The organism is Mycobacterium sp. IEC1808 (assembly GCF_002101935.1).
In the GTDB taxonomy this organism is placed as follows: Bacteria; Actinomycetota; Actinomycetes; order Mycobacteriales; family Mycobacteriaceae; genus Mycobacterium.
Genome location: NZ_LQPV01000026.1, coordinates 48,986 through 72,787 on the forward strand (window position 1 = coordinate 48,986; position 23,802 = coordinate 72,787).

The 23,802-nt window shown below is 68.9% G+C and carries 19 protein-coding genes; 7 read left to right on the top strand and 12 right to left on the bottom strand.

What is annotated here, in order from left to right; all coding sequences use genetic code 11:
• Positions 1 to 2: 2 nt before the first annotated feature.
• Entirely contained in the window at positions 3 to 530 is a 528-nt protein-coding gene (locus tag AWB92_RS16220) for an oxidoreductase (RefSeq protein WP_241523478.1), read from the bottom strand.
• A gap of 156 nt (positions 531 to 686) precedes the next feature.
• Here AWB92_RS16220 and AWB92_RS16225 point away from each other — a divergent pair, with 156 nt between their 5' ends.
• Positions 687 to 1,625, top strand: coding sequence for a sensor domain-containing protein (locus AWB92_RS16225; RefSeq protein WP_085187217.1), 939 nt, complete (start codon positions 687 to 689; stop codon positions 1,623 to 1,625).
• 22 nt (positions 1,626 to 1,647) lie between these two features.
• The gene (locus tag AWB92_RS16230) at positions 1,648 to 2,616 is read left to right on the top strand and encodes an aldo/keto reductase (RefSeq protein WP_085187160.1); all 969 of its coding nucleotides are present in this window, start codon (positions 1,648 to 1,650) and stop codon (positions 2,614 to 2,616) included.
• Between the two features lie 3 nt (positions 2,617 to 2,619).
• Here AWB92_RS16230 and AWB92_RS16235 read toward each other — a convergent pair whose 3' ends face one another.
• From AWB92_RS16235 to AWB92_RS16255, 5 genes are all read right to left on the bottom strand, one after another.
• On the bottom strand, positions 2,620 to 3,387 hold the full coding sequence (locus AWB92_RS16235) for an SDR family oxidoreductase (RefSeq protein WP_085187163.1): 768 nt from the start codon (positions 3,385 to 3,387) through the stop codon (positions 2,620 to 2,622).
• Positions 3,388 to 3,491: 104 nt separating this feature from the next.
• A complete protein-coding gene (glgX, locus tag AWB92_RS16240; protein ID WP_085187166.1) occupies positions 3,492 to 5,642 on the bottom strand; it encodes a glycogen debranching protein GlgX in 2,151 nt (716 codons plus the stop codon).
• A 68-nt stretch (positions 5,643 to 5,710) separates the two neighbouring features.
• Entirely contained in the window at positions 5,711 to 6,892 is a 1,182-nt protein-coding gene (locus AWB92_RS16245) for a zinc-dependent alcohol dehydrogenase (RefSeq protein WP_085187220.1), read from the bottom strand.
• 48 nt (positions 6,893 to 6,940) lie between these two features.
• Positions 6,941 to 7,660 (bottom strand): GAF and ANTAR domain-containing protein, encoded by a 720-nt coding sequence (locus tag AWB92_RS16250; protein WP_085187168.1) that lies wholly within the window; start codon positions 7,658 to 7,660, stop codon positions 6,941 to 6,943.
• Between the two features lie 172 nt (positions 7,661 to 7,832).
• Positions 7,833 to 8,210 carry a helix-turn-helix transcriptional regulator gene (locus tag AWB92_RS16255; protein ID WP_085187171.1) on the bottom strand — a complete coding sequence of 126 codons (378 nt, stop codon included), beginning with the start codon at positions 8,208 to 8,210 and terminating at the stop codon, positions 7,833 to 7,835.
• A 155-nt stretch (positions 8,211 to 8,365) separates the two neighbouring features.
• Between AWB92_RS16255 and AWB92_RS16260 the strand changes: the two genes are divergently transcribed.
• Positions 8,366 to 8,815, top strand: a complete 450-nt coding sequence (locus AWB92_RS16260; protein WP_068103869.1) for an HSP20 family small heat-shock protein — start codon at positions 8,366 to 8,368, stop codon at positions 8,813 to 8,815.
• A 74-nt stretch (positions 8,816 to 8,889) separates the two neighbouring features.
• Positions 8,890 to 9,573 carry a PAS and ANTAR domain-containing protein gene (locus AWB92_RS16265; RefSeq protein ID WP_085187174.1) on the top strand — a complete coding sequence of 228 codons (684 nt, stop codon included), beginning with the start codon at positions 8,890 to 8,892 and terminating at the stop codon, positions 9,571 to 9,573.
• On the opposite strand, the gene AWB92_RS16270 is transcribed toward AWB92_RS16265, so the two are convergent.
• Positions 9,563 to 10,942: a wax ester/triacylglycerol synthase family O-acyltransferase gene (locus tag AWB92_RS16270; RefSeq protein ID WP_085187177.1), complete on the bottom strand. Its 1,380-nt coding sequence runs from the start codon at positions 10,940 to 10,942 to the stop codon at positions 9,563 to 9,565. The genes AWB92_RS16265 and AWB92_RS16270 overlap by 11 nt on opposite strands.
• 108 nt (positions 10,943 to 11,050) lie before the next feature.
• On the opposite strand from AWB92_RS16270, the gene ppsA reads away from it, so the two are divergent.
• Positions 11,051 to 13,447, top strand: coding sequence for a phosphoenolpyruvate synthase (ppsA, locus tag AWB92_RS16275; protein ID WP_085187180.1), 2,397 nt, complete (start codon positions 11,051 to 11,053; stop codon positions 13,445 to 13,447).
• A 72-nt stretch (positions 13,448 to 13,519) separates the two neighbouring features.
• Here ppsA and AWB92_RS16280 read toward each other — a convergent pair whose 3' ends face one another.
• From AWB92_RS16280 to AWB92_RS16300, 5 genes are all read right to left on the bottom strand, one after another.
• On the bottom strand, positions 13,520 to 14,401 hold the full coding sequence (locus AWB92_RS16280; RefSeq protein ID WP_085187183.1) for a 3-oxoacyl-[acyl-carrier-protein] synthase III C-terminal domain-containing protein: 882 nt from the start codon (positions 14,399 to 14,401) through the stop codon (positions 13,520 to 13,522).
• On the bottom strand, positions 14,385 to 15,488 hold the full coding sequence (locus tag AWB92_RS16285; protein WP_085187223.1) for a 3-oxoacyl-[acyl-carrier-protein] synthase III C-terminal domain-containing protein: 1,104 nt from the start codon (positions 15,486 to 15,488) through the stop codon (positions 14,385 to 14,387). Before AWB92_RS16285 ends, AWB92_RS16280 begins: the two co-directional genes overlap by 17 nt.
• Positions 15,489 to 15,503: 15 nt before the next feature.
• Positions 15,504 to 16,508 (bottom strand): NAD(P)H nitroreductase, encoded by a 1,005-nt coding sequence (locus tag AWB92_RS16290; RefSeq protein WP_085187186.1) that lies wholly within the window; start codon positions 16,506 to 16,508, stop codon positions 15,504 to 15,506.
• 110 nt (positions 16,509 to 16,618) lie between these two features.
• On the bottom strand, positions 16,619 to 18,082 hold the full coding sequence (locus AWB92_RS16295; protein ID WP_241523480.1) for a bifunctional aminoglycoside phosphotransferase/ATP-binding protein: 1,464 nt from the start codon (positions 18,080 to 18,082) through the stop codon (positions 16,619 to 16,621).
• A gap of 38 nt (positions 18,083 to 18,120) precedes the next feature.
• A complete protein-coding gene (locus AWB92_RS16300) occupies positions 18,121 to 19,008 on the bottom strand; it encodes a universal stress protein (protein WP_085187190.1) in 888 nt (295 codons plus the stop codon).
• Between the two features lie 132 nt (positions 19,009 to 19,140).
• Between AWB92_RS16300 and otsB the strand changes: the two genes are divergently transcribed.
• Both otsB and AWB92_RS16310 read left to right on the top strand, forming a co-directional pair.
• Complete coding sequence (gene otsB / locus AWB92_RS16305) at positions 19,141 to 22,812, top strand: trehalose-phosphatase (protein WP_241523481.1); 3,672 nt, start codon at positions 19,141 to 19,143, stop codon at positions 22,810 to 22,812.
• 71 nt (positions 22,813 to 22,883) lie between these two features.
• Positions 22,884 to 23,723 (top strand): universal stress protein, encoded by an 840-nt coding sequence (locus AWB92_RS16310; protein WP_241523482.1) that lies wholly within the window; start codon positions 22,884 to 22,886, stop codon positions 23,721 to 23,723.
• Positions 23,724 to 23,802 lie beyond the last annotated feature (79 nt).

A 23,802-nucleotide genomic window follows, 5' to 3' on the forward strand; every position in this document is an offset into this window, starting at 1 on the left:
GCTCAGTCCTCCCAGCGCTGGCGCTGCGGATAGGCGACGTTGATGCCCAGCAGCACTGTGGTGTGCAGTGCGAGGAATGCGCCCGCGAACGCGAACGCGAACGATGCCGGCGCGAAATCCCACCGTCCGGTCATTCCCGTGAGGGCGGGCAGATAGACCACCCGGGTGAGAACGTCGACGCCGATCACGACGACCGAAAGCAGGCTGCCGAAGTACCAACCAGCTTGTGCCACATGGTGATTGCGGCCGACCCATAAGGCGAGGCCGACCAGCAGGCAACCGGCGATCACAGCCACCGCGTACACGACGAAATACCAGGGCAATGCGTCTCGGGTGGCCTGGGTGGCCAGCGCGTAGGCGTGCGTTGCGGCGACGCCGACGAGCAGGATGGCTCCCAGCCCCGTTACCACCCGGGGCAGGTTGAAGGCGACGTACCCGCCGAGGCTGAGGACTCGAAATACCCGACTGCGGTGCCAGCTTTCTGGCCACGACTCGACGAGAAAACCCACCGTGCGCGCGTACCCGGGCACGGGTTTCTCAAACGTGGACTTATAGAAATTGCGGCTTCGACGGCGCGGGGCCGGTCGGCTACATTCGGGTCAGGATGCCGGGCTAAGGAGGCCACTGGCGTGAATCCTCAGGATCCCTACGGATACGGTCCGCTGAGTTACGACCCGCTGGGTCGCATGCCCCCCGCCGCCCCGCCGGTGCCACCGCCGGTCTTGCCACCGCCACCACCAGAGCCGTATCGCCCGCCGGTCAACGCGATGGCCAGCCGGTCGCTGGTGTTCGCCTTCGCGTCCCCGCCCGTCGGCGCCGTGCTGGGACACCTGGCGCTGGCGCAGATCCGCCGCACGGGCGAGCTCGGCCGAAACCGCGCCCTGGCCGCGCTGGCGCTGTCCTACGCGATCATCGGCGTCACGATCCTCGCCCTGGTGGGGTGGGCCACCCTGGCCGCGCTGCCGTCCACCCCGGACCGCCCGGCGACACCGGCCACCACCGCCGCGGCGCCCGCGGGGCCGTCCGTCGCGCCGGACGCCATCGGCACGGTCCTGCCCAGCCTCGGGGACCTGAAGACGATCACCGACGACCAGAACCTCGAGGCGGGCCAGACGTGGGACCATCCCAGCAGGTCCGACCGAGAGGGAACCATCGACCGGGCGGAGTGCTGGGGCAGCATCGCCCCCGGGACCCCGGACGCCTACAACGTCGACGCCATCTTCGGCTACCGCGCGGCGGAATTCTCCGACACCCGCAGCCTGCTCAAGTCGGTCCAGGTCATCGAGGCCGTAGCGGCGTTTCGCGACACACCGGCGGCGCAATCGCAGCTGGCGAAGCTGTTGGACGGGTGGCGCCGGTGCGGGGGCACGACGGTGAGCGTGACGATCCCCGAGGCGGGGCCCATTCCGTTCGCCCTGGGCGAGCCCACCGACGCCGGCAACGGCATCACCGCATTGGATCTGACGCCCAAGGGCCTGCAGGTGCGCTCCGCCCGCGCCGTCGCGGCCAAGGCCAACGTCGTGGTCGACCTGTACGTGTCGTACAGCGGCACCACCGACGGCGCCAAGCCACGGCAATCGGCCGTGAGCATCGCCACCGCCGCGCTGAACAAGATCCCGGGGTAGGGGATCGCCTAGGGTGGGCCGCATGAAATATCTCGACGTCGACGGGGTCGGACGGGTCAGCCGAATCGGCCTGGGCACGTGGCAGTTCGGGTCGCGGGAGTGGGGCTACGGCGAGGGCTACGCCTCCGGCGCCGCCCGCGACATCGTGCAGCGCGCCCGCGCCCTGGGCGTGACGCTGTTCGACACCGCCGAGGTGTACGGGCTGGGCAAGAGCGAGCGGATCCTGGGCGAAGCGCTCGGCGACGAGCGCGCCGAGGTCGCGGTGGCCAGCAAGGTCATGCCCGTCGCCCCCTTCCCCGTCGTCATCAAGCAGCGCGAGCAGGCGAGCGCGCGGCGGCTGGGACTCGACCGCATCCCGCTCTACCAGATCCACCAGCCCAACCCGGTGGTCCCCGACTCGGTGATCATGCCCGGCATGCGCGATCTGCTCGACGAGGGCAAGATCGGCGCGGCCGGCGTCTCCAACTACTCGCTGGAGCGGTGGCGAAAGGCCGACGCCGCGCTCGGGCGGCCGGTGATCAGCAACCAGGTGCACTTCTCGCTCGCCCACTCCGGCGCGCTGGAGGATCTGGTGCCCTTCGCCGAGCGCGAGGGCCGCATCGTGATCGCCTGGAGCCCGCTCGAGCAGGGCCTGCTGGGCGGCAAGTACGGCGTGGACAACCGTCCCGGCGGCATTCGAGCGGTGAACCGGTACTTCGGCACCGAGAACCTGCGCCGCATCGAGCCGCTCCTGCAGACGTTGCGCGACGTCGCGGCGCAGGTCGGCGCCAAGCCGGCGCAGGTGGCCCTGGCCTGGCTGATCAGCCTGCCGGGCGTGGTCGCCATCCCCGGCGCCTCCAGCCTCGAGCAGCTCGAGTTCAACGTCGCCGCCGCCGACATCGAGCTGCCGCCGGATTCCCGCGACGCCCTCACCGACGCGGCGCGCGCGTTCCGCCCGGTGTCGAACGGGCGCTTCCTTCTCGACAAGGCCCGCGAGCAGCTCGGGGTCTGAAATCTAAGCCTGGGCCGGCTCCGCGAATGCCGCGGCGCTGGCGGGGGCTCCCCTGGCGACGACGAGCGGCATCGACGTCGACGCGTCGGTGCGCAGGATCGTGTGGACCACGTCGATGAGGTCCTCGACCGGCATCAGCTTGCCGGGCATGCAGCCGCGGGAGGCCCACAGCGGGACGGCCTTCATCGCGAGGTCCATGTCCCAGCCGGCGTTCATGCCCGTCTGCGCATCGCCCTCGCCGCCGGCGCACTCCCCGACGATGAGGTTGGTGAAGCCGATGTCCGGATGTTCGGCCCGCCACGCCTCGACGAGCCGCTCGAGGGCGGCCTTGCTGACGCCGTACGCCCCTAGACCTGGCCAGGGCGGCCCGAACGTGCCCGCGTCGGAAGCGAGGTACACGACCTTGCCCGCCGACTCGGTCAGGTGCGGCACCGCGGCCGCCGTGACCAGCGCCGCGCCGATCACGTTGGTGTCGAACACGCGCCGCCACGTGTCGGCGTCGGTGTCGACCATCCGGACCAGCGGCCCGATGGCCGGCGTGTAGACGAGGTTGTCGATCCCGCCGAGCGCGTCCGCGGCGGCGCCGATCGCCGAGCGGGCGGACGCCTCGTCGGTGACGTCGCATTCGACCGCGATCGCGCCGGGCCCCGCCTCCTGCGCCGCGGCCTCGATGCGCTCGCGGCGCCGGGCGAGCAGTGCCACCTGATCGCCGCGCCGCGCCAGGCCGACGCCGATGCAGCGCCCGAGTCCGCTCGAGGCGCCAACCACCACTGTCCTTGACATATTCGCCCTCTCCTGTAACGAGCCCGCTGCAGGCACAGCGTATCGATCGGGGAGCGGCTAGGTGACGTTCGGGCGGATTTGTGTCAACCGGGTCATGCCCCGTCGGGGGCCTGCAGCACCACGGCGGTGTGCGCGTCCACCGTCAGGGTGCCTCCCCCGGGGACCTCCTCCGCGGGCGTCTCCTCTTCGGGCCCGGTGAACACGACGAGCTGCCACGCGGCGCCGAATTCCTTTGGCGGAAGCGTGAATTCGATCGGCTCGTGGTGGGCGTTGAAGCACAGCAGGAACGAGTCGTCGAACACCCGCTGCCCCCGTGCGTCGCTGTCGGGGATGCCGTGGCCGTTGAGGAACACCGCGACGGACTTGGCGAATCCCGCGCCCCAGTCCTCGTCGGTCATCTCGGTGCCCTCGGGGGTGAACCAAGCGATGTCGGGCAGCCCGTCCTGGCCGCGGCGGCCCAGCGGCTTGCCGGAGAAGAACCGACGCCGGCGGAACACCGGGTGGTTGGCGCGCAGTGCCGACACGACGCGGGTGAACTCCAGCAGGCCGCTATCGGCTTTTGCCCAATTGATCCAGGTGAGCTCGTTGTCCTGGCAGTAGCCGTTGTTGTTGCCGTTCTGGGTGCGGCCGAGCTCGTCGCCGTGGCAGATCATCGGCACACCCTGGGAGAGCAGCAGCGTGGTGAGGAAGTTGCGCTGCTGGCGGGCCCGCAGCACGTTGACCTCCGGGTCGTCGGTCGGCCCCTCTACCCCGCAGTTCCACGACCGGTTGTGGTTCTCCCCGTCGTTGTTGTCCTCGCCGTTGGCCTCGTTGTGCTTCTCGTTGTAGGACACCAGGTCGCGCAGCGTGAACCCGTCGTGCGCAACGACGAAGTTGATCGACGCCACCGGCCGGCGCGCGGTGTGCTCGTAGAGGTCGGCCGATCCGGAGAGCCGGTAGGCGAACTCGTCGAGGGTGGCGGGCTCGCCCCGCCAGAAGTCCCGGACGGTGTCGCGGTACTTGCCGTTCCACTCGGTCCACTGCGGCGGGAAGTTGCCCACCTGGTAGCCGCCCGGCCCGACGTCCCACGGTTCGGCGATGAGCTTGACCTGGCTGATCGTCGGATCCTGTTGCACGAGTTCGAAAAACGTCGCCAGCCGGTCGACGTCGTAGAACTCGCGGGCCAGGGTCGCGGCCAGGTCGAAGCGGAAGCCGTCGACGTGCATCTCGGTCACCCAGTAGCGCAGCGAGTCCATGATCAGCTGCAGCGCGTGCGGGTGCCCGACGTTGAGGCTGTTGCCGGTGCCGGTGTAGTCCATGTAGTAGCGCTTGTCGTCGTCGACCAGCCGGTAGTAGGCGGCGTTGTCGATGCCGCGCATGCACAGCGTCGGGCCCAGGTGGTTGCCCTCGGCCGTGTGGTTGTAGACCACGTCGAGAATGACCTCGATGCCGGCCTCGTGCAGGGCCCGCACCATCGCCTTGAACTCCTGCACCTGTCCGCCGGGGGACTTGGCGCTGGAGTACTTGAAGTCGGGCGCGAAGAATCCGATCGTGTTGTAGCCCCAGTAATTTGACAGCCCCTTGTCGACGAGGGTCGAGTCGTTGGCGAAGTGATGCACCGGCATCAACTCGATCGCCGTCACGCCGATGCTCTTCAGGTGCTCGATGATCACGGGGTGCGCCACCGCGGCATACGTTCCGCGGATCTGCTCGGGGATGTCGGGATGGGTCTGCGTGAGGCCCTTGACGTGCGCCTCGTAGATGACGGTGTCGGCGTACTGGTGGTCCGGCGGCCGGTCGTTGCCCCAGTCGAAGTAGGGGTTGATGACCACTGACTTGGGCATGCTGGGGGCGGAGTCCTCGTCGTTGCGACTGTCCGGGTCGCCGAAGTTGTAGCCGAACAGCGACTGGTTCCATTCGAAGCTGCCGTCGATGGCCTTGGAATACGGGTCCACCAGCAGCTTGTTCGGGTTGCAGCGCAGGCCGTTCTCCGGCTCGTACGGACCGTGCACGCGGTAGCCGTAGTGCTGGCCGGGCTCGATGTTGGGTATGTAGGCGTGCCAGACGAATCCGTCGACCTCGGGCAGGGCGATCCGGCTCTCGGTGCCGTCGGCGTCGAACAGGCACAGCTCGACGCGTTCGGCCACCTCGCTGAACACCGCGAAGTTGGTGCCCGCGCCGTCGTACGTCGCTCCCAGCGGGTAGGCCCTGCCGGGCCAGACTTCACCGGTGGGGGTGGGCGCGCGGAGTCCTGGGCCGGTCATGGCGCACTTGATACCCCGCAATTGCCGAGGTCAAACCACGGCTCGAAACTGCCTGCCGCACAAGGTAATTACGGCTTCAGCATGACCTTGACGGCGCCGTCCTGCTTCTTCTGGAAGATCTCGTAGGCGTGCGGGGCCTCGTCGAGGGGCAGCACGTGGGTGGCGAAGGTGTCGACGCCCAGGGGATCGTCGTCGGTCAGCAGGGGCATGATGTCGTCGACCCACCTCTTCACGTTGGCCTGCCCCATCCGCAGGGTGACCTGCTTGTCGAACAGCGTGAGCATCGGCAGCGGGTCGGCCATTCCCCCGTAGACGCCGATCAGCGAAATCGTTCCCCCGCGCCGCACGATGTCGATCGCGGAGTACAGGGCATGGAGCCGGTCCACCCCGGCGGTCTGCATGACCCGCTTCCCGATGAAATCCGGCAGCATCCCGCTGGCCTGCTGCGCCAGCCGCGCGGCGGGTGATCCGTGCGACTCCATGCCTACGGCGTCGATGACGGAGTCGGTGCCGCGACCGTCGGTCAGGTCGCGGATCGCGTCGCCGAGCGGCGAATCGAGCCGGCTCAGGTCGATGGTGTGGATGCCGCGCCCGGCGGCGCGGGCCAAGCGTTCGGGTACCAGGTCGACGGCGATGACCCGGTACCCGAGATGGTCGGCGATGCGGGCGGCCATGTCCCCGATCGGGCCCAGGCCGAGCACGGCCACCGAACCCCCGTCCGGGATGTCGGCGTAGGCCACCGCCTGCCAGGCGGTCGGCAACACGTCAGAGAGGTACACGAAACGCGAATCCGGCGGTCCCACAGGCACTTTGATGTGGGTGAACTGTGCCTGCGGGACGCGGAGCAGTTCGGCCTGCCCGCCGGGGATTTCGCCGTAGAGCTCCGAATAGCCGAACAGCGCCGCGCCCATCCCCTGGTCGCGCACCTGGGTGGTCTCGCACTGGGTATAGAGCTGCATGTCGCACATGTGGCAACGGCCGCAGGAGATCTGGAACGGGACGACGACGCGGTCGCCGACGCGCAGGTCGCCCGTCTGGCCGCCGACCTCGCGGACGATGCCCATCGGCTCGTGCCCGAGGATGTCGCCCGGGTTCATGAAGGCCCCGAGAATCTCGTAGAGGTGCAGGTCCGAACCGCAGATGTTGGTGGAGGTGACTTCGATGATGGCGTCGGTCGGCTGTTCGATCTTGGGATCGGGCACCGACTCCACGCGGACGTCGCGCTTGCCCTGCCAGGTGACGGCTTTCATGTGCATGGCACATACCCGCGTCGCGCGGCCCGAAACGCCCGCGCGCGGCTACCCGCGCCGGTCGCGATGCCGTGGCTTGAGCGGATGTTCGCTGTCGATCAAGGCCTTGGCGATGTCGATCAGCTTGGTGTTGGACCGCTGGGACAGCCGGGTGAGCAGTTCGAACGCCTCGACGGCGTCGAGGTTGAAGCGCTCCATGATGACGCCCTTGGCCTGACCGATGGTGTCCCGCGACGCCAGCGCGCTGCGGAACTGGTCCTGCTGGCGCATCATCGACCAGGCCAGGGCCACGTGGGTGGCGAAAATGCCGCCGATTTCCAAGGATTCGTTGCCGAAAGCGCGGGGATGATCGGCATAGAAGTTGAGCGCGGCCAAGCTTTTCTCGTCGTCGAACAACTCGTACGAGACGATCGATCGGATGGGGGTTTCCTCCAGCGCGTCGCGCTGATAGTGCGGCCAGCGCTGGTCGACGTTCAGATCGTCGACGTAGACCATGTGGTAGCCCCAGGCGGCGCCCAGGCACGGCCCCTCCCCGCACCGGTCCTGGATGGTGTCGAGGAGCATCGGGTAGCGGTGGGTGGCCACCACGGTGGTGACTGCCTTGCCCCGCTCGGCCAGGGTGATCCCCGCGTACTGGCAGCCCGGCATGTGCCGAACGCCGCTCTCGATCAGTTCGCGCAGGCCAGCCGTCGTTTCGGTGCCCTCGCGCTGCAGGCTGGTCATGAGTTCGGACAACTGGGTGACGACCGTGCTCTTGTCATCCGGCATTTCATCACCCCCTCGAGGGTTTTCAGGCCGCGCGCCGGCGGTGGCATACCCCATGCGTCGACGCATAAAACGAAGCCTACGGGCCAAACAACGAAGTGCAAACAGCTCAAAAGGACGGCCCGGACGGCGCCCGTGTGCCCGATCATCGGGCCGCCCGTTAAGGGGTTGGTGGTCAACGGCTTTCGCGCCGGGTCCCGTTTTTCTTCGGACCCGCGCCCTTGGCCGCGTTCCGCAAGGTGCGATTGGTGGAGCGCAGATCGGTGTTGACCGCCGAGAGCTCGGCGTTGTGGTCTTCCAGGCTCAGGATGCGGGCGATGCCGGCGAGGTTGACCCCGGCGTCGAGCAGGGCGCTGATGCGCTGCAGCCGGGCCAGGTCGTTCGCGCTGTAGCGCCGCGTTCCCCCGTCGCTGCGGGCGGGACTCAACAGCCCGTGCCGTTCGTAGAGGCGCAGCGACTGCACCGGGATGCCGGAAAGTTCGGCGGCCACGGAGATCCCATACACGCCGCGGTCCGACGCCGGCGCGCCCGCCTCCCCAATGCTCTCGGTCATCGGCCGTCCCCTCAGCAAGATCAGTCAGAAAATCTGTTTATCACACTTGCGTTCTTCTGTCGATAGTGATATATGAAATCTATGTCTTCTGGCATAGAAAGACACACGGGAATTGACCACTTCAGAGCCGCAGATTGGAGTGAAAGGTGACCGCCATGCTGATGCGTACCGACCCCTTCCGTGACCTCGACCGATTCGCCCAGCAAGTGCTCGGCACGGCCGCCCGGCCGGCGGTGATGCCGATGGACGCGTGGCGCGAGGGAGAACAATTCGTCGTCGAGTTCGACCTGCCGGGCATCGACGCCGACACGCTCGACATCGACATCGAGCGCAATGTCGTGACCGTGCGCGCCGAGCGCCCGGGCGTCGACCCCAACCGCGAGATGCTCGCCACCGAGCGGCCGCGCGGGGTGTTCAGCCGCCAGCTAGTGCTCGGCGAAAACCTCGACACCGAGCGGATCGACGCGTCCTACTCCGAGGGCGTCCTGCGCCTGCGCATCCCGGTGGCCGAGAAGGCCAAGCCGCGCAAGATTTCCGTCAGTCACGGCAACGGCCACAAGGCCATCAACGAGGAAGCCAACAAGCGCGAGGTGATCGACGCCTGACGACCGGCGGGTGGGGCGGCTTTCGCCGCCCCACCCTTTGCCCAGGGAGGCGCCCAGGGAGGCGAGGTCCCACCATGGAATGGCATCTGAACGGCGAAACGCCCGACGTCGAAGAGGCGCTTGCGGGGGGCGTTCCGCAGGCCGTGGGCTGGTTCCGGTTCTACTTCGCCGACCAGCGCTGGGAGTGGTCGGATCAGGTGCAGCGGATGCACGGCTATGAACCCGGCAGCGTCACCCCGACCACTGACCTGGTGCTCGCGCACAAGCACCCCGACGACCGCGGGCAGGTCGCGGCCACCATCGATCAGATCCTGAACACCCACGAGGCCTTCAGCACCCGCCACCGCATCATCGACACCGCCGGCAACGTGCGCCACATCATCGTCGTCGGTGATCAGCTCGTCGACGACCAAGGTGAGGTGATCGGGACGCACGGGTTCTATGTCGACGCTTCCCCCGAAAGCGCCCAGGAGGATCTCGTCACCGCGCGGCTGGCGGAGATCAAGGAGAATCGCGCCGGCATCGAACAGGCCAAGGGCATGCTGATGCTGGTCTACCGAATCAGCGACGACGCCGCCTTCAACTTACTCAAATGGCTGTCCCAGGAGGCGAACGTCAAGCTGCGGCTGCTGGCCGAGCAGATCATCGAAGACTTCCCTGCCGCCGGCCTGCCGCTCAACACGCAGGAATTCGACCATCTCCTGCTGACCGCGCACCAGCGCATCCGCCGCGAAAACGGCCGACCCGTCAAGCGTTGACCGAGTCGCGGGCGGCCTGCACCAGCTGCGCGACCCCCTTCTCGATCCCGGCGGCGAGCGCCTCGATGTCGGGCGCGGTGTCGTAGTCGGCGGTGATGCCGAAGATGAACGCGTCGGCGTAGCTGAGCATCGCGATGCCGGTGCGCAGTTGCAGGGCGATCGGCGGGATCGGGAAGATCTCCAGCACCCGCCGGCCCATCAGCCTCTGCTGTTTGCGTGGACCCGGAACGTTCGTCGCCAGTGCGACCACCGCCCGCTGGGGAAGCCGCGCCAACAGGCGAATCGCCCACGCGGAGAAGACAAATGGGACGTTCTTGGCGGCCGCCACCACCGCGCTGCCGCCCTCTCGCTGGCCGCTGGCTTTGGCCCGGGTGAGCCGGCCGTGCACCAGCCGCAGCTGCTCGACCGGGTCGCCCTCGTCGACGGGCAGCAGCGGCAGCATCGCCGAGACCTGGTTGTCGGCCACGTCGAAGTGGTTCGTCGGGCGGACGGAGACCGGGACGAGCGTGCGCAACGAGTTGCGCGCCGGCTGTTCGCCGCGATCGATCAGCATCGTGCGGTAGCTGTCGGTGATGGCCGCCAGCGCGACGTCGTTGAGGGTCACGCCGAACGCCGCGGCCACCTCCTGCAGGTCGGCCAGGCGGACCCGGGCCACGCTGAACCGGCGCATGCTCGTGACGGGCCCGTTCAGCGACGATGCCGGCGCGGGGCTGAACAGGCTGGCCGTCAGTTCGGCCGCGCCCACCGCGACCTGTTCGGCGGTCGCCGCCGCGGCGAGCGCGCTTCGCCCGAGGCCGTTCACCCAGCTCAGCGGGTTGAGGCTGAACCTGGGCAGGCTCGGCCCCGGCCGCTCCGGTTCCCGGGCGGCGCGGATGTCGGTGGCGAAGGATTCGCGTTCGTCCCGGTCGTCGCTGAACCTCGCCAGCATCTGCGTCGTCGCGATGCCGTCGGCGATGCAGTGATGGATCTTGGTCAGAACGGCCCAGCGGTCGTCGGCCAGCCCCTCGATCAGGTAGCACTCCCACAATGGGCGCTCGCGATCGAGCCGGCGCTCCATCACGGCCGCGATCGTTTCGAACAGTTCGGTGTCGCCGCCGGGATGCGGGAGCGCGAGGCGGTGCAGGTGGCGCGCGATGTCGAAGTGCGGGTCGTCCACCCATTCGGGTGCGCCGAGATCCAGCGGGTGCGTCCGCAGCACCTGCGTGCATCGCGGAATGTCCGGAACGCGTTTGGCGAAGGCGGAGACGAACTCGTCGAAGTCGGGAACGGGACCCTCGATGATCGACACGCCCCCGACCGCCAGGCTCACGTGCGGATCGGAGTCTTCGACTTCGAGGAAGGTGGCATCGAGCGCGGTCAATTGCTCCATTTGGCTACTTTCCGCCCTGCGCGCCGGCGGAGTCAGAGTCAGAAGTCCCCAACTTTCGGGGCCTAATGCCGGCTGTGCCGCGCCAAATGCGGCCATATCGTGAGACCCATGAGCAGGTTCAACTACGTTCGCTTCTTCGAAGAGATCGGCATCGACGACGTGCCGCTGGTCGGCGGCAAGAACGCCTCGCTCGGCGAGATGTTTCAGAAGCTCTCCGGGCAGGGCGTGCGCGTCCCGCACGGGTTCGCCACCACCTCGGCCGGCTACCGACACATGCTGGACCGCGCCGGCGCCTGGGACGCGCTGCACGCCGAGCTCGACGACCTCAACCCCGATGACGTCGCCGAGTTGGCGCGCCGGGGCAAGCGCGCCCGTGAGATCGTCTATGGCGCAGGGCTTCCCGACGACCTGGCCGCCGAGATCGTGTCCGCCTACCGCATGCTTCAGCAGGAGTACGGCGAGGACGTCAGCCTGGCGGTGCGAAGCTCGGCGACCGCCGAGGACCTGCCGACGGCCAGCTTCGCCGGCCAGCAGGAGACCTTCCTCAACATCACCGGCGCCGAGAGCCTGCTCGACGCGTGCCGCCGCTGCTTCGCCAGCCTGTTCACCGACCGGGCCATCCACTACCGCATCGACCAGGGCTTCGACCATTTCAAGGTCTCGCTGTCGATCGGCATCATGAAGATGGTGCGCTCGGACCTCGCCTCGTCGGGCGTGATGTTCACCATCGACACCGAATCCGGCTTCAACGACGTCGTTTTCGTCACCGGCGCCTACGGGCTGGGCGAGAACGTGGTCCAGGGCGCTGTCGACCCCGACGAGTTCTACGTCCACAAGCCGACCTATCAGGCCGGCCACCGCGCCGTGCTGCGCCGCCTGATCGGCGACAAGGCGGTGAAGATGGTCTTCGTCGAGGGCGGGACCAAGCAGACCACCCGCAACATCCCGACGCCGAAGGCCGACCGCGGCCGGTTCTGCGTCACCGACGACGACGTCCTCGAGCTCGCCGGATATGCCTGCACCATCGAGCGGCACTACGGGCGGCCGATGGACATCGAGTGGGCCAAGGACGGTCTCGACGGGCAGCTCTACATCGTCCAGGCCCGCCCCGAAACGGCGGCGTCCCAGCGCAGTTGGACGACGGTGGAGACCTATGTGCTCGAGGGAAGGGGCGAGATACTCACCGAGGGCCGCTCCGTCGGCGAGAAGGTCGCGTCGGGTAGGGCGAAACTGATCGACAACCTCGAGCACCTCGCCGACTTCCAGCCCGGCCAGGTGCTCGTCGCCGACACCACCACGCCGGACTGGGAGCCGGTGATGAAGATCGCCGCCGCGATCGTCACCAACCGCGGCGGGCGCACCTGCCACGCCGCGATCATCGCGCGCGAACTGGGCATCCCGGCCGTGGTCGGCGCGGGCGACGCCACCACGAGCGTCCCGAACGGCGAGGTCGTCACGGTGTCCTGCGTCGAGGGCGATACCGGGCGGGTGTACCGCGGCGAGGTGGGTTTCCACGTCGATCGCACCGAAGTGGCCGGCCTGGCGCGGCCGCGGACCCAGATCATGGTCAACCTCGGCAACCCCGACCTCGCGTTCAAGACGTCGTTCTTACCGAATGACGGTGTGGGACTTGCCCGGATGGAGTTCATCGTCAGCGAATACATCAAGGTCCATCCGCTGGCCCTGCTGCACCCCGAAAAGGTCGGCGACGCCGAGGCTTTGCGCACCATTGAACGGCTCACCCGCGGCTACCCCGACGGCGGCGCGTTCTTCGTGGAGCGCCTCTCCGAGGGGATCGGCACCATCGCGGCCGCCTTCTGGCCGAAGCCCGTCGTGGTCCGGATGTCGGATTTCAAGACGAACGAATACGCCAGCCTCGTCGGCGGCAGCGCGTTCGAGCCGGTCGAGAGCAACCCGATGATCGGGTTCCGCGGCGCCTCGCGCTACGCCCACCCCGCCTACGCCGAGGGCTTCGCGCTGGAATGCCGCGCGATGAAACGCGTCCGCGAGGACATGGGCCTGACCAACGTCATCATCATGCTCCCGTTCGTGCGCCGGGTGACCGAGGCGGACCTGGTGCTGCAGACCATGGCCGAACTTGGCCTGCAGCGCGGCCAGAACGGGCTCCAGGTGTACGCGATGTGCGAGATCCCGAACAACGTGATCCTGCTCGATCAGTTCGCCAAACGCTTCGACGGATTCTCCATCGGTTCGAACGACCTGACCCAGCTCACCCTCGGCGTCGACCGTGACAGCGAGATCGTGGCCTTCGACTACGACGAGCGCGACGAGGGCGTCAAGGAGATGATCCGCCTGGCCGTGGAAGGCTGCCGCCGCAACGGGATTCATTCAGGGCTGTGCGGGCAGGCGCCGTCAGACTACCCGGACATGGCGGAGTTCCTGGTCCGCGCCGGCATCGACTCGATCAGCCTGAACCCCGACGTGGTCGTCAAGACCACCCGCCAGATCCTCGAGCTGGAGCGCCAAGCGGTGCCGCTGCAGTGACGGCGGTCTCGATCCGAGCGTCACGCTGGCGTGACTCTCGAGCTCGAGCGTCACGCTGGCGTGACGCTCGAGTCACTTCGACGACGGCGGCTGGCGGTACAGCGCGGCACCGGCGGTGACGCCCGCGCCGGCGGCGACGAACAGTACCCGGGCACCCGCCGGGAAGTTTTCGGCGGTCGGTTCGAACGCGGCGGCCAGGGCGGCCGTGTGCATGCGGTGATCGGCTGCGACGCAGACCTTTTCGCGCGGCACCCCGAGCAGACGGCTCAGCGCCGCGCGGTACTCGGGCCGGGCCGGGGCGGCGACGATCAGGTCGACGTCGTCCAGCCCAATGGCTTGCGCGTCCAGGCACGCGCGCACGGCCGCTGCGGCCGCCGCGGCGAACCGCTCATCCGTGTCCGCCGAGTGATTGAACCGCAGCACATTTCGCGCATCGGCGAAGCCGACCGTGGCCGAGAACGCCTCGGTGTCCTCGGTATTGACCCAGGACACCCGGCTCAGCCCGCAGTCGTCGTCGGTCCAGTGGCACAGCAGGGCCGCACCGGCGGCGGAGAACGGGAAGTGTTCGCTCATCCCGTGACCCGGGTCGGCATCGCTGGCCACGACGAGCGCGCGGTTGATGCTGCGTGACCGCAAGAACCCGTCGACGATCTGCAATCCGGTCAAGACCCCGCAGGCCCCGTTCGCGATGTCGAACGAGAAGGTGCCATGGGCGCCGGCGTGCGGGTCCTCCGGATTGGCCCCGATGTCGTCCTGAATGAGCGCGGCCAGCGCCGGCTCCCCCAGGTTGCGGTCGCGGTAGATGCCCGCGTTGACAACGAGATCCAGCTCGTCGGGGTCGCACCCGGCCCGGTGCAGGCAGTCCTTGGCGGCGGTCACCGCGAGGTGCAGCGCACTGTGCCGGCCACGCAAGTGCGGGTGTGCGACGTCTACTCGATCAATGACCGTGCCCATAGCGCTTCACCAAATCCTCATCGAGGGTCAACAGGACGACGCCGATCTCCAATCCGGAGGCGAGCGCGAGCAGCGCGACCCGTTCCCCGGGCTGGATGTTTCCGGCCTCGAGTTCCTCGACGAGCGCCACGGTGTGGGTCGTCGACGCCGTGTTGCCGTACCGGTCGACGGTGATCACCGCGTCGTGGCGTGGCCTGTCGCCAAACGCCTCCGACATCCGCTTCATTCCCTTGCGGATGGCCCGCGCCGAGGTCTGGTGGGTGATCACGTGGTCGATGTCGTGAATCGAAAGGCCCACCGCGTCAAGCACTTCGCTCAACAGCAGTGGAGTGTTGGAGATCGCGGCCTTCTGGATCGCGCGGGAGTTGGTGAACATCCGCGCGCCGGGGTCGTGCCCCTCCGGATAGGCCAGGCACAGCCTGCTGTAGTCGGCCACGGTGGTGAACCCGGCGAGGCCGATGCCCGCGGAGCCCGCCGGGGCCCGCTCCAGCAGGAGCGCCGCACCGGCGTCGCCCAGGGTCAGGCAGGCGAGTTCCTTGCTCATGATGTTGCGGATGTGGCGGGCGGCGTTGTGGCTCAGCTGCGAGATGTACTCACCGCTGACGACCAGCCCGCGCTCGACGATGCCCTGCCGGATCCAGTTGTTCAAAATGGTTACCCCGGTGAGCATCCCGGCGCACGCGTTGGACACGTCGAAGGTCATCGCCTGGGGCGCACCGATCGCGCGGGCCACCGCACTGCTCATCGTCGGCTCGAGCCACTGGGTGAGGCCGCCGCGGAATTTCGTGATGCTGCAGCTGATCACCACGTCGAGCGCGGCGGGGTCCTGTTGCGCGGTGGCCAGCGCGTTCAGCGCCGCCGACGTGGCCAGGCTGTAAGAATCCTCGTCACCCACCGATACCCGGCGCTCGCGGATCCCGGTGAGCCGTTCCAGGTCGATGTGGGTGTGGTGGCGGGTGGTCGCCATCAACTCGTCGGTGGTGAGCCGGGTTTCGGGCAGCTGCCGGCCGGCGCCGGCCAGCCGGGCGACGAACGGCGCCGCAACGCCCTCCCCGGCGGTCTCCATCACCAGCCAGTGCCGAGCCATCGGCGCCACCTCCTTTCAGTCCCCTCGCGGGTCACTGCGAAACTTGAGGACCTCGGTCACCAGCCGCCGCGCGGTGGGCTCGACGTGGTGGCCGTTCGGCGCGGCCTTGCCGACCCGGATCAGCAGCTGCGGCTGGCCGGCGGTCCCGGTGATCTGCGTGATGATGTTTCGGCTCATCTCCAGCTCGGTCATGTGGGTCAGCGTGCAGGTGGCCAGGTCGGCCATGGTGCACTCGAGCAACACCGCCGAGAGGGCCTCGCCGCAGCGCAGCACGTCGAGCCGGGCGTCCCCGTGGTGAGTGGACAGCACCACGATCTTCGAGCGGTCGCGATCGACGGCGTCGCCCCGGTGGCCCCCGCCCGCCGGCGGGAACGCCCGGGCCACGTCGACCTGGGCGGCCTCCATGCTGGACACCAGGGAGCTTTCCGGCACGTGGGTCGCGTCCGACTCGAACGGCGAGGTCCACCAGCGTAATTCGGACAGGTAGGCCGCGTCGTGGCGCCGCAGTTGCTCGGTGAGCGCCGACGCCTCCGCCAGGGTCGGCCGCGCATCCTCGGGCACCACGTCGAGCAGCACGTCGTGCGGATGGACCGCGAGGCGCAGCTGCGCCTCCACCACCGCCCAACCGGCCGGCGCGGCGAACGGCAGCCGGTCGGTTCGGCGACGACGGATCGCGTCGGCGCGCAGCCGTTGTGCCTCCGTCACGCCGTCGGCGGGGCGGAACTCGACGGTGGCCAGGTGATTCGGCTCGCCGGGGTCCGGGAGGCGATCGGTGGCGCTGTCCCAGCCGGCCGCGGCCATGGCGACCCGAAGGTGATCGAGGACCGCGCCGCAGCTCAACGTCAGCTCCCGGCCGGTGCGGTCGGTGGCGGACATCAGCCGGCGGGGGTCGGCCCACAGCTGCAGCCGCGCGCCCTCGACCACCCACTTCCACGGCTGGCTGTTGTGCAGCGAAGGCGCCCGGCTCGCCAGCATCACGGCATCGCGGATGACTTCGGAATCCGGCGCTTTCAACAGCATCTCAACCACTCCACTCGGGTCTCTCGAACTGACCATAGGGACGTGGCTCACATCGCTGACAGGGCCGTTGGTCCCCTACGACCGGGGCGTTCGACTCCTGGGATCCGGGCCTAAACCGTTCGGTGCCAGGCGTCGACGGCCTCGCGCGCCGAGTCCGCGACGGCCCCGGAGGTGTCGATGCGCTGCGCGGTGTCCCAACCGGCGCGCTCGGCGGCCATCGCCGCGGCGATCTCGGGGGTCACCTCGGAATTGCCCGGGCGGCGGGTGGTGATCCGCCCGGCCGCCGTGTCGACCGTCGACGAGCACATGAGTTCGACCGTCGCCGAGTGCGTTTCCGGGGCGAGGCGACGGGCCCGCGCGCGTAGCTCCGGGTCCCGCCAGGTGCCGTCGAGGATGACCGATTGCCCGTCGCCCAGCAACGATCGCGCGCGCCGCAGCGCGGTCTCGTACACCACCGCGACGTTGTCCGGGCTGTAGAGTCCCCGATCCAGGACGCCGGCCTCCCCCGCGATAGCGCCGGAGTCCCGCAGTTCCCGGCGAACGTCATCGGTCGAGATGACCTGGGCCCCAGTCCGTTCGGCGAGCGCGCGCGCGACGGTCGACTTGCCGGTGCCGGGGTTTCCGCCGACGAGGGCCAGGCGCACCGCACCGCTGCGAAGATGCTCGTCGGCGATCGCGAGGTGCCGGGCGGCGTCGTCGGCGGCCTCCGGCTTGCCCTGGGACAGTCGCACGCAGTCCGTCTTCGCCCGCACCACCGCGCGATAGGCGACATAGAAGTGCGCGAGCGCCGCCGGCGCCTCCCGCCCCGCGTGGGCGGCATAGCGTTGCAGGAAATGCTCGCCCAGGTCCTTGCGGCCGAGGAACTCGAGGTCCATCGCGAGGAACGCGGCGTCGTCGATGCAGTCGACGTAGCGGAGTTTGTCGTCGAACTCCAGGCAATCGAGCAGCGCCGGTTCGTCCTGGCCGCAGAAGATGTCGTCGGCCAGCAGATCGCCATGGCCGTCGACGATGAACCCGTCATCGACGCGGCGCCGGAACAGGGATTCGCGCCCGGCGATGAATTCGGTTGCGAGCCGCCGGATTCGCGATAGCGCCGCGCTGGGCAGCGTGTCCGCGTAGCGGTCCAGCTCCACCAGGTTGTCGCGCCAGCGCTTCTCGATCGCGGCCGCCTCGCCCTGCGCGTCGATCGCCGGGCCGCGCTCGGCGCGCTCGTGGAAGCGGGCCAGCACCGCGGCGATGGTGTCCAGCAGCCCTCGCACCGAGCCGTCGGTGTCGCGGGTCGCGATGGATGCCAGCCGGTCCTCGTCGCGGTAGCGGCGCATGACGACGATCGGTTCGGCCGGGCCGCCGCTCGGGTCGGACAGCTGGGCGACCCCGAGGTAGCTGTCCGGCGACAGCCGGCGGTTCAGCTCGACCTCACGGCGGCACGCGACCTCGCGCCGCTCCGGCGTGCGAAAGTCGAGAAAGTCGGTCAGCACCGGCTTCTTGGCCTTGAACGCCCGGTCGCCCGCGAGCACCACCACGCCCGTGTGGGTTTCGTGCACATCGATGTAGGGTGCTCGGGTCTCGGTCACCGCCTAAGCCTCGCCGCCGCGGACGCCCGTGCCAAGCCTTAAGTGGGGCGCGCGACGATCACCGGCATCCGGACCGAGTGCACGACGGCGTTGCTGACCGAACCCAGCAGCGTCCGGGCGAGGCCGCCCCGGCCGTGGCTGCCGACGACGACCAGTTGGGCGGACTCCGATTTCTCGATCAGCTGGCGGGCCGGCTGATCACACACGAGGAGTCGCCGCACCGTGACGTCCGGATAGCGCTCCTGCCAGCCGGCCAGCCCTTCGGCGAGGCTGCGCTCGGCTTCCGCCTTCACCACCGCCCAATCGAATCCGGGAAGTTCGAGCACCTGAACGTCGCTCCACGCGTGCAGCGCATCCAGGTCCACCCCGCGGCGGGAGGCTTCGTCGAACGCGATGGCCGTCGCGAGCTCGGAGGCGGGCGAGCCGTCGATGCCCAGCAGCACGGGAGCCTGCTGCGGGTGCGGCATCAACGGGTCTTCGTCCCGCACGACGGCGACCGGGCACTTCGCGTGCCGCACGACGCCCGAACTGACCGATCCCAGCAGCGCCCGGCCCAACGCGCCGCGCCCGTTGCTGCCGACGACGATCATGTCGGCCTCTTCGGACAGGTCGATCAGCGTCGGCACCGGCGGCGAGCACTTCAGTTCGGTGCTTATCGCGACCTGCTGGTCGCCCTTGACGGCGTCTTCGGCGATCTTGACCGCCTGCTCGAGGACCTGCCGTCCGTCCTCCTCCTGCCAAACGGCGACTCCGGCCGGAAGCGGGATCTGCGGGAACGTCGGCACGTACGTGCTGTACATGTGCACCAAGGTCAACGGGACGTTCCGCATCGCCGCGTCCCGGGCCGCCCAGCAGACGGCGGCGTTCGATGCGGGCGACCCGTCGACACCGGCGACGATGCCGTGGCGGTTCGTGGGTGTGGACATAGACATCCTGTACCTCCTACGTCTGCTCAAAACGCTATTGGCCGAACGCTCGTCGAACATGAGGCTTTAGTCCCCAAACCCGTGGACATCAGGCCCCGTTGACCCGGGCCGCCAAGTGGCATCGTCACAGAAGTGACCGAATGGGCCGCCACCGTTGATCGGCGCTACCACGATGCGGTAATCCTCGGGCTGGACAGCCTGATCACCGAGGCGGCACCGCGTGCCGTCGAGGCACGCGATTCGGCCGTACCCCTGCTGCGGCGGCTGCGGGACGCCGGCGTCGCGGCGGCCGTCTACTCGCCCGGCCGCGACTGCGCGGAAGCCCTGCGCGCCGCGGGGATCGACGACCTCGTCGGCCTCGCGGTCGACGGGCCGTCGCCAACCGAAACCGCCCGCCGCCTTGGGGTGCGCGCCGTCCGATGCGCGGTGATCGACCGCGACGAGGCCGGGGTCAAGGCCGCCGGGGACGGCGGCTTCGGCCTCGTCATCGGCGTCCAGCGCAACGGGCACGCCGCCGGGCTGCTGTCCTGTGGCGCCGACGCCGTAGTCGCCGACCTGGCCGAGATCTCGGTGCGCCGCGGCGGCGCGGCCATGTCGCGGATCGCCGATGCGCTGCTGGCCTACGGCCAGGTCAAAGAGCTGGTGGCGAACCGGCGACCCGTGGTCTTCCTCGACTTCGACGGCACGCTGTCCGACATCGTCGACCACCCGGAATCGGCGAGACTCGTCGACGGCGCCGACGAGGCGTTGCGCGCGCTGGCCGCGCAGTGTCCGGTCGTGGTGATCAGCGGCCGCGACGTCGCCGACGTCCGCGACCGGGTCAAGGTCGACGGGGTGTGGTACGCGGGCGGGCACGGCTATGAGGTGATAGCGCCCGACGGCACCGTGCTGGAGAACGCCGCCGCCGACGTCGCCGACACCGTGGCGCGCGCCGCCGACCGGTTGGCGGAGGCGCTGAGGACTGTTTCGGGAATAGCGGTGGAGCGCAAGCGCTTTGCCGTCGCCGTTCACTATCGCAATGCCGAACCCCGGGACGCCGACCGGGCGATCGTGGCCGTGCGCGAGCTCGCCCGCACCGAGGGCCTGCGAGTCACCCCCGGCCGCAGGGTCATCCAACTTCGCCCGAACATGGACGGCGACAAGGGCACGACGCTCGGCTGGCTGCTGCAACGCATCGTGGATGGCGACGGCGCGGAGCCGGGCGCCGTGCTGCCGATCTACATCGGCGACGACATCACCGACGAGGACGCCTTCGACGCCGTCCAATTCGACGGCGTGGGAATCGTGGTGCGCCACGACGAGGACGGCGATCGCCCGTCCGCCGCGCCGTTTAGCCTCGAAAATCCCGCCGCCGTGGCCGAATTCGCCCACCGGCTGGCCCTGGACCTGGAACAGGCGGCGGCGACGCCGGGCGACGCGTGGGAACTCGTCTACGAGGGCTACGACCCGAAGTACGAGCGGCTGCGCGAGGCGCTGTGCACCGTCGGGAACGGCTACCTGGCCACCCGGGGATGCGCAGCCGAGGCCGCCGCCTCCGAGGCCCATTACCCGGGCACCTACGCCACCGGCGTGTACAACACGCTGACCGACCGGGTCGCCGGCCGGACGATCGAGAACGAGAGCCTGGTCAACCTGCCCAACTGGTTGCCGTTGACGTTCCGGATCGACGACGGGGCGTGGTTTTCGGTCGACGAAACCGAATTGTTGTTCTTCCGGCAGACATTCGACCTGCGCAACGCGACGCTGAGCCGCGCTCTGCGATTTCGCGACGGCTCGGGCCGGATCACGACGCTTACCCAACAGCGTTTCGCCTCCATGCACCAGCCCCACCTGCTCGCCATGAAGACCACCGTCGGCGCCGAGAACTGGTCGGGCACGGTCGAGTTCAGGTCCCAGCTGGATGCAAGCGTGCAAAATACGATGGTCGAGCGCTACCGGTCGTTGTCCGGCGCTCACCTCACCGCGACAGCGATCGAGGAAACCGGTTCGGACTCAACGATATTGCGGACCGAGACGTCGCAGTCGCGGATCGCGATCGCCGTCGCGGCCCGCACCACCGTGTGGCGCGACGACGTCCCCGACGTCCACGCCGACGCGCGCTACGCCGTCGTCGCCGACGGCGACCGCGGCGGTCACGACATCGCGGTGGCGCTGTCGGAGGGCCAGTCGGTCACCTGCGAGAAAGTGGCGACCGTCTTCACCGGCCGGGACACCGCCATATCCGAACCGGCAAGCGCCGCACAGCAATACCTGGACGCCGCCGGCCGCTACGCCGACCTCCACGAACAGCACGCCCGGGCCTGGGCGCGGCTGTGGGAGCAGTGCGACGTCGGCCTCACCGACAGCACGCCGGCGCTGCGGGTGCTCCGGCTGCATCTGGTGCACCTACTGCAGACCCTTTCGCCGCACACCGCCGAACTGGACGCCGGCGTCCCGGCGCGCGGGCTGCACGGCGAGGCCTACCGCGGCCACGTGTTCTGGGACTCGCTGTTCGTCTCGCCGGTCCTGAGCCTGCGCCTGCCGAACGTGTCCCGGTCGTTGCTGCTGTATCGCTACCGGCGGCTGCCCGAGGCGCGCCGCGCCGCGCGACGGGCCGGCTATCTCGGCGCGATGTACCCGTGGCAATCGGGCAGCGACGGCCGCGAGGTGAGCCAGGAGGTGCACCTCAATCCGCAATCCGGCCACTGGAATCCGGACGCCAGCGCCCGCGCGCATCACGTCGGCCTCGCCGTCGCCTACAACGCCTGGCAGCACTACCAGGTGACCGGTGACCGCCAATTCCTCATCGACTACGGCACCGAGATGCTGGTCGAGATCGCGCGCTTCTGGGTGGGCCTGGCGAGCTTCGACGACACGCGCGGCCGGTACACGATCCGGGGAATCATCGGCCCCGACGAGTTCCATTCCGGTTATCCGGGCAAGGAATACGACGGCGTCGACAACAACGCGTACACCAACGTGATGGCGGTCTGGGTGATCCTGCGGGCAATGGACGCCCTGGAGCTGCTGCCGCTGCGCGACCGGCTCGATCTGGTCGGCAAGGTCGGCCTGACGACCGAAGAACTGGACCGGTGGGATGACGTGACACGGCGCATGTTCGTCCCCTTCCACGACGACGTGATCAGCCAGTTCGAAGGCTATTCGGAACTGACCGAACTGGATTGGGAGCGCTACCGGCAGCGATACGGCAACATCCAGCGGCTCGACCGGATCCTGGAGGCCGAGGACGACAGCGTCAACAACTACAAGGCGTCCAAGCAGGCCGATGCGCTGATGCTGTTCTACCTGCTGTCGTCGGAGGAGTTGCTGGGGCTGTTCGGCCGGCTCGGCTACCGTTTCGAACCCGAGCAGATCCCGAAGACCATCGAGTACTACCTGTCGCGCACCTCGGACGGCTCCACGCTCAGCGCGATCGTGCACGCCTGGGTTCTCACCCGCGCCAACCGCCACCACGCCATGCGGTACTTCGTCCAGGTGCTGGGCTCCGACGTCGCCGACATCCAGGGCGGCACCACCGCGGAAGGGATACACCTGGCCGCGATGGCCGGCAGCTTCGATCTGGTGCAGCGGTGTTTCACCGGGCTGGAAACGCGCGACGACCGCCTGGTGCTGGGTCCGCACTGGCCCGCGGCGCTTGGCGCCATCGAGTTCCCCTTCGTATACCGCGGCCACCGGCTGCACCTCCGGATCAGCGGACGGACAGGGGATCTGACCTCCGAGGCCGGCAACGCCGGTCCGATCGTGGTCGAATGCCGCGGCCGCGTGCAGCATCTCCTACCCGGGCAGAGCATCGAGGTCGCATGAAGCCCTAATGCCCAGGGATGTGGGCCGAACGGCCCTGCCGACACGCCCGCCTCACTTAATAACGTCTGCGAATGGCGGCCCCGCCGCCGGATCGGGAGGTCGTGATGAACAATCCGCCGTCATCGGAGCGGATCGTCGTGGGCATCGACGGGTCGGACGCCGCGATCAACGCGGCGAAGTGGGCGATCACCGAGGCGGTCAGCCGCAACGTGCCGCTGCGGCTGGTCCAAGCGGTCCCCGGCGACGTGGGGAACGACGCAAGCCTGGAGGTCGAGTACGCCCAGGAGTCGCTGCGCGCCGCCGACGCGGCGCTTGCGGCCATGGGTGAGCCGGTCAAAGTCGAATGCGACATCGTGAGCGGATCGCCGGAGGGCGTCCTGATCGACGAATCCCGTAGTGCTGCAATGGTTTGTGTGGGATCCGCGGGGATCGGGTGGGTTGCACGCAAGATACTCGGCTCGACCGCCGACACCGTCGCCCGGAAGGCGCACTGCCCGGTGGCGATTGTCCGCAACAACGGCGATGCCGCGGCGGAGGATCGCGGGTACGTCGCCGTCGTCGTCGACGATTCACCGGGCAACGACGCTGTCCTCGAACACGGCTTCCGGGCGGCGCGGCTGCGCGGGGCGTCGATCCTGGCGCTCGGAACCTGGCGGCGGGGGTTGGGCGAGATCCCTTACCAGCAACTCGATCATCGGCTCGGCCCCTGGGTATCGCAGTATCGCGAGGTGCACGTCATGCCGGCCGCCGCCAGGCGCGGGGCAGCCGAATTCCTTACCCATACACAGGAACCCGTGGATCTCGCGGTGGTGGGCAGCGAGGACGCCGACAAGGTCGCCCAGATCATCGGCCCGTCGGATCAATCCCCGCTCGGCCGCACCGGATGCTCGGTGCTGGTGGTGCGCGCCTGAGATCAAACGGGTTCGTCGTCGTCGGTGTTGCGGAGGAATCGTTCGGGGTGGTGGTAGGGGTTGGTGCGGGGTTGGCCGT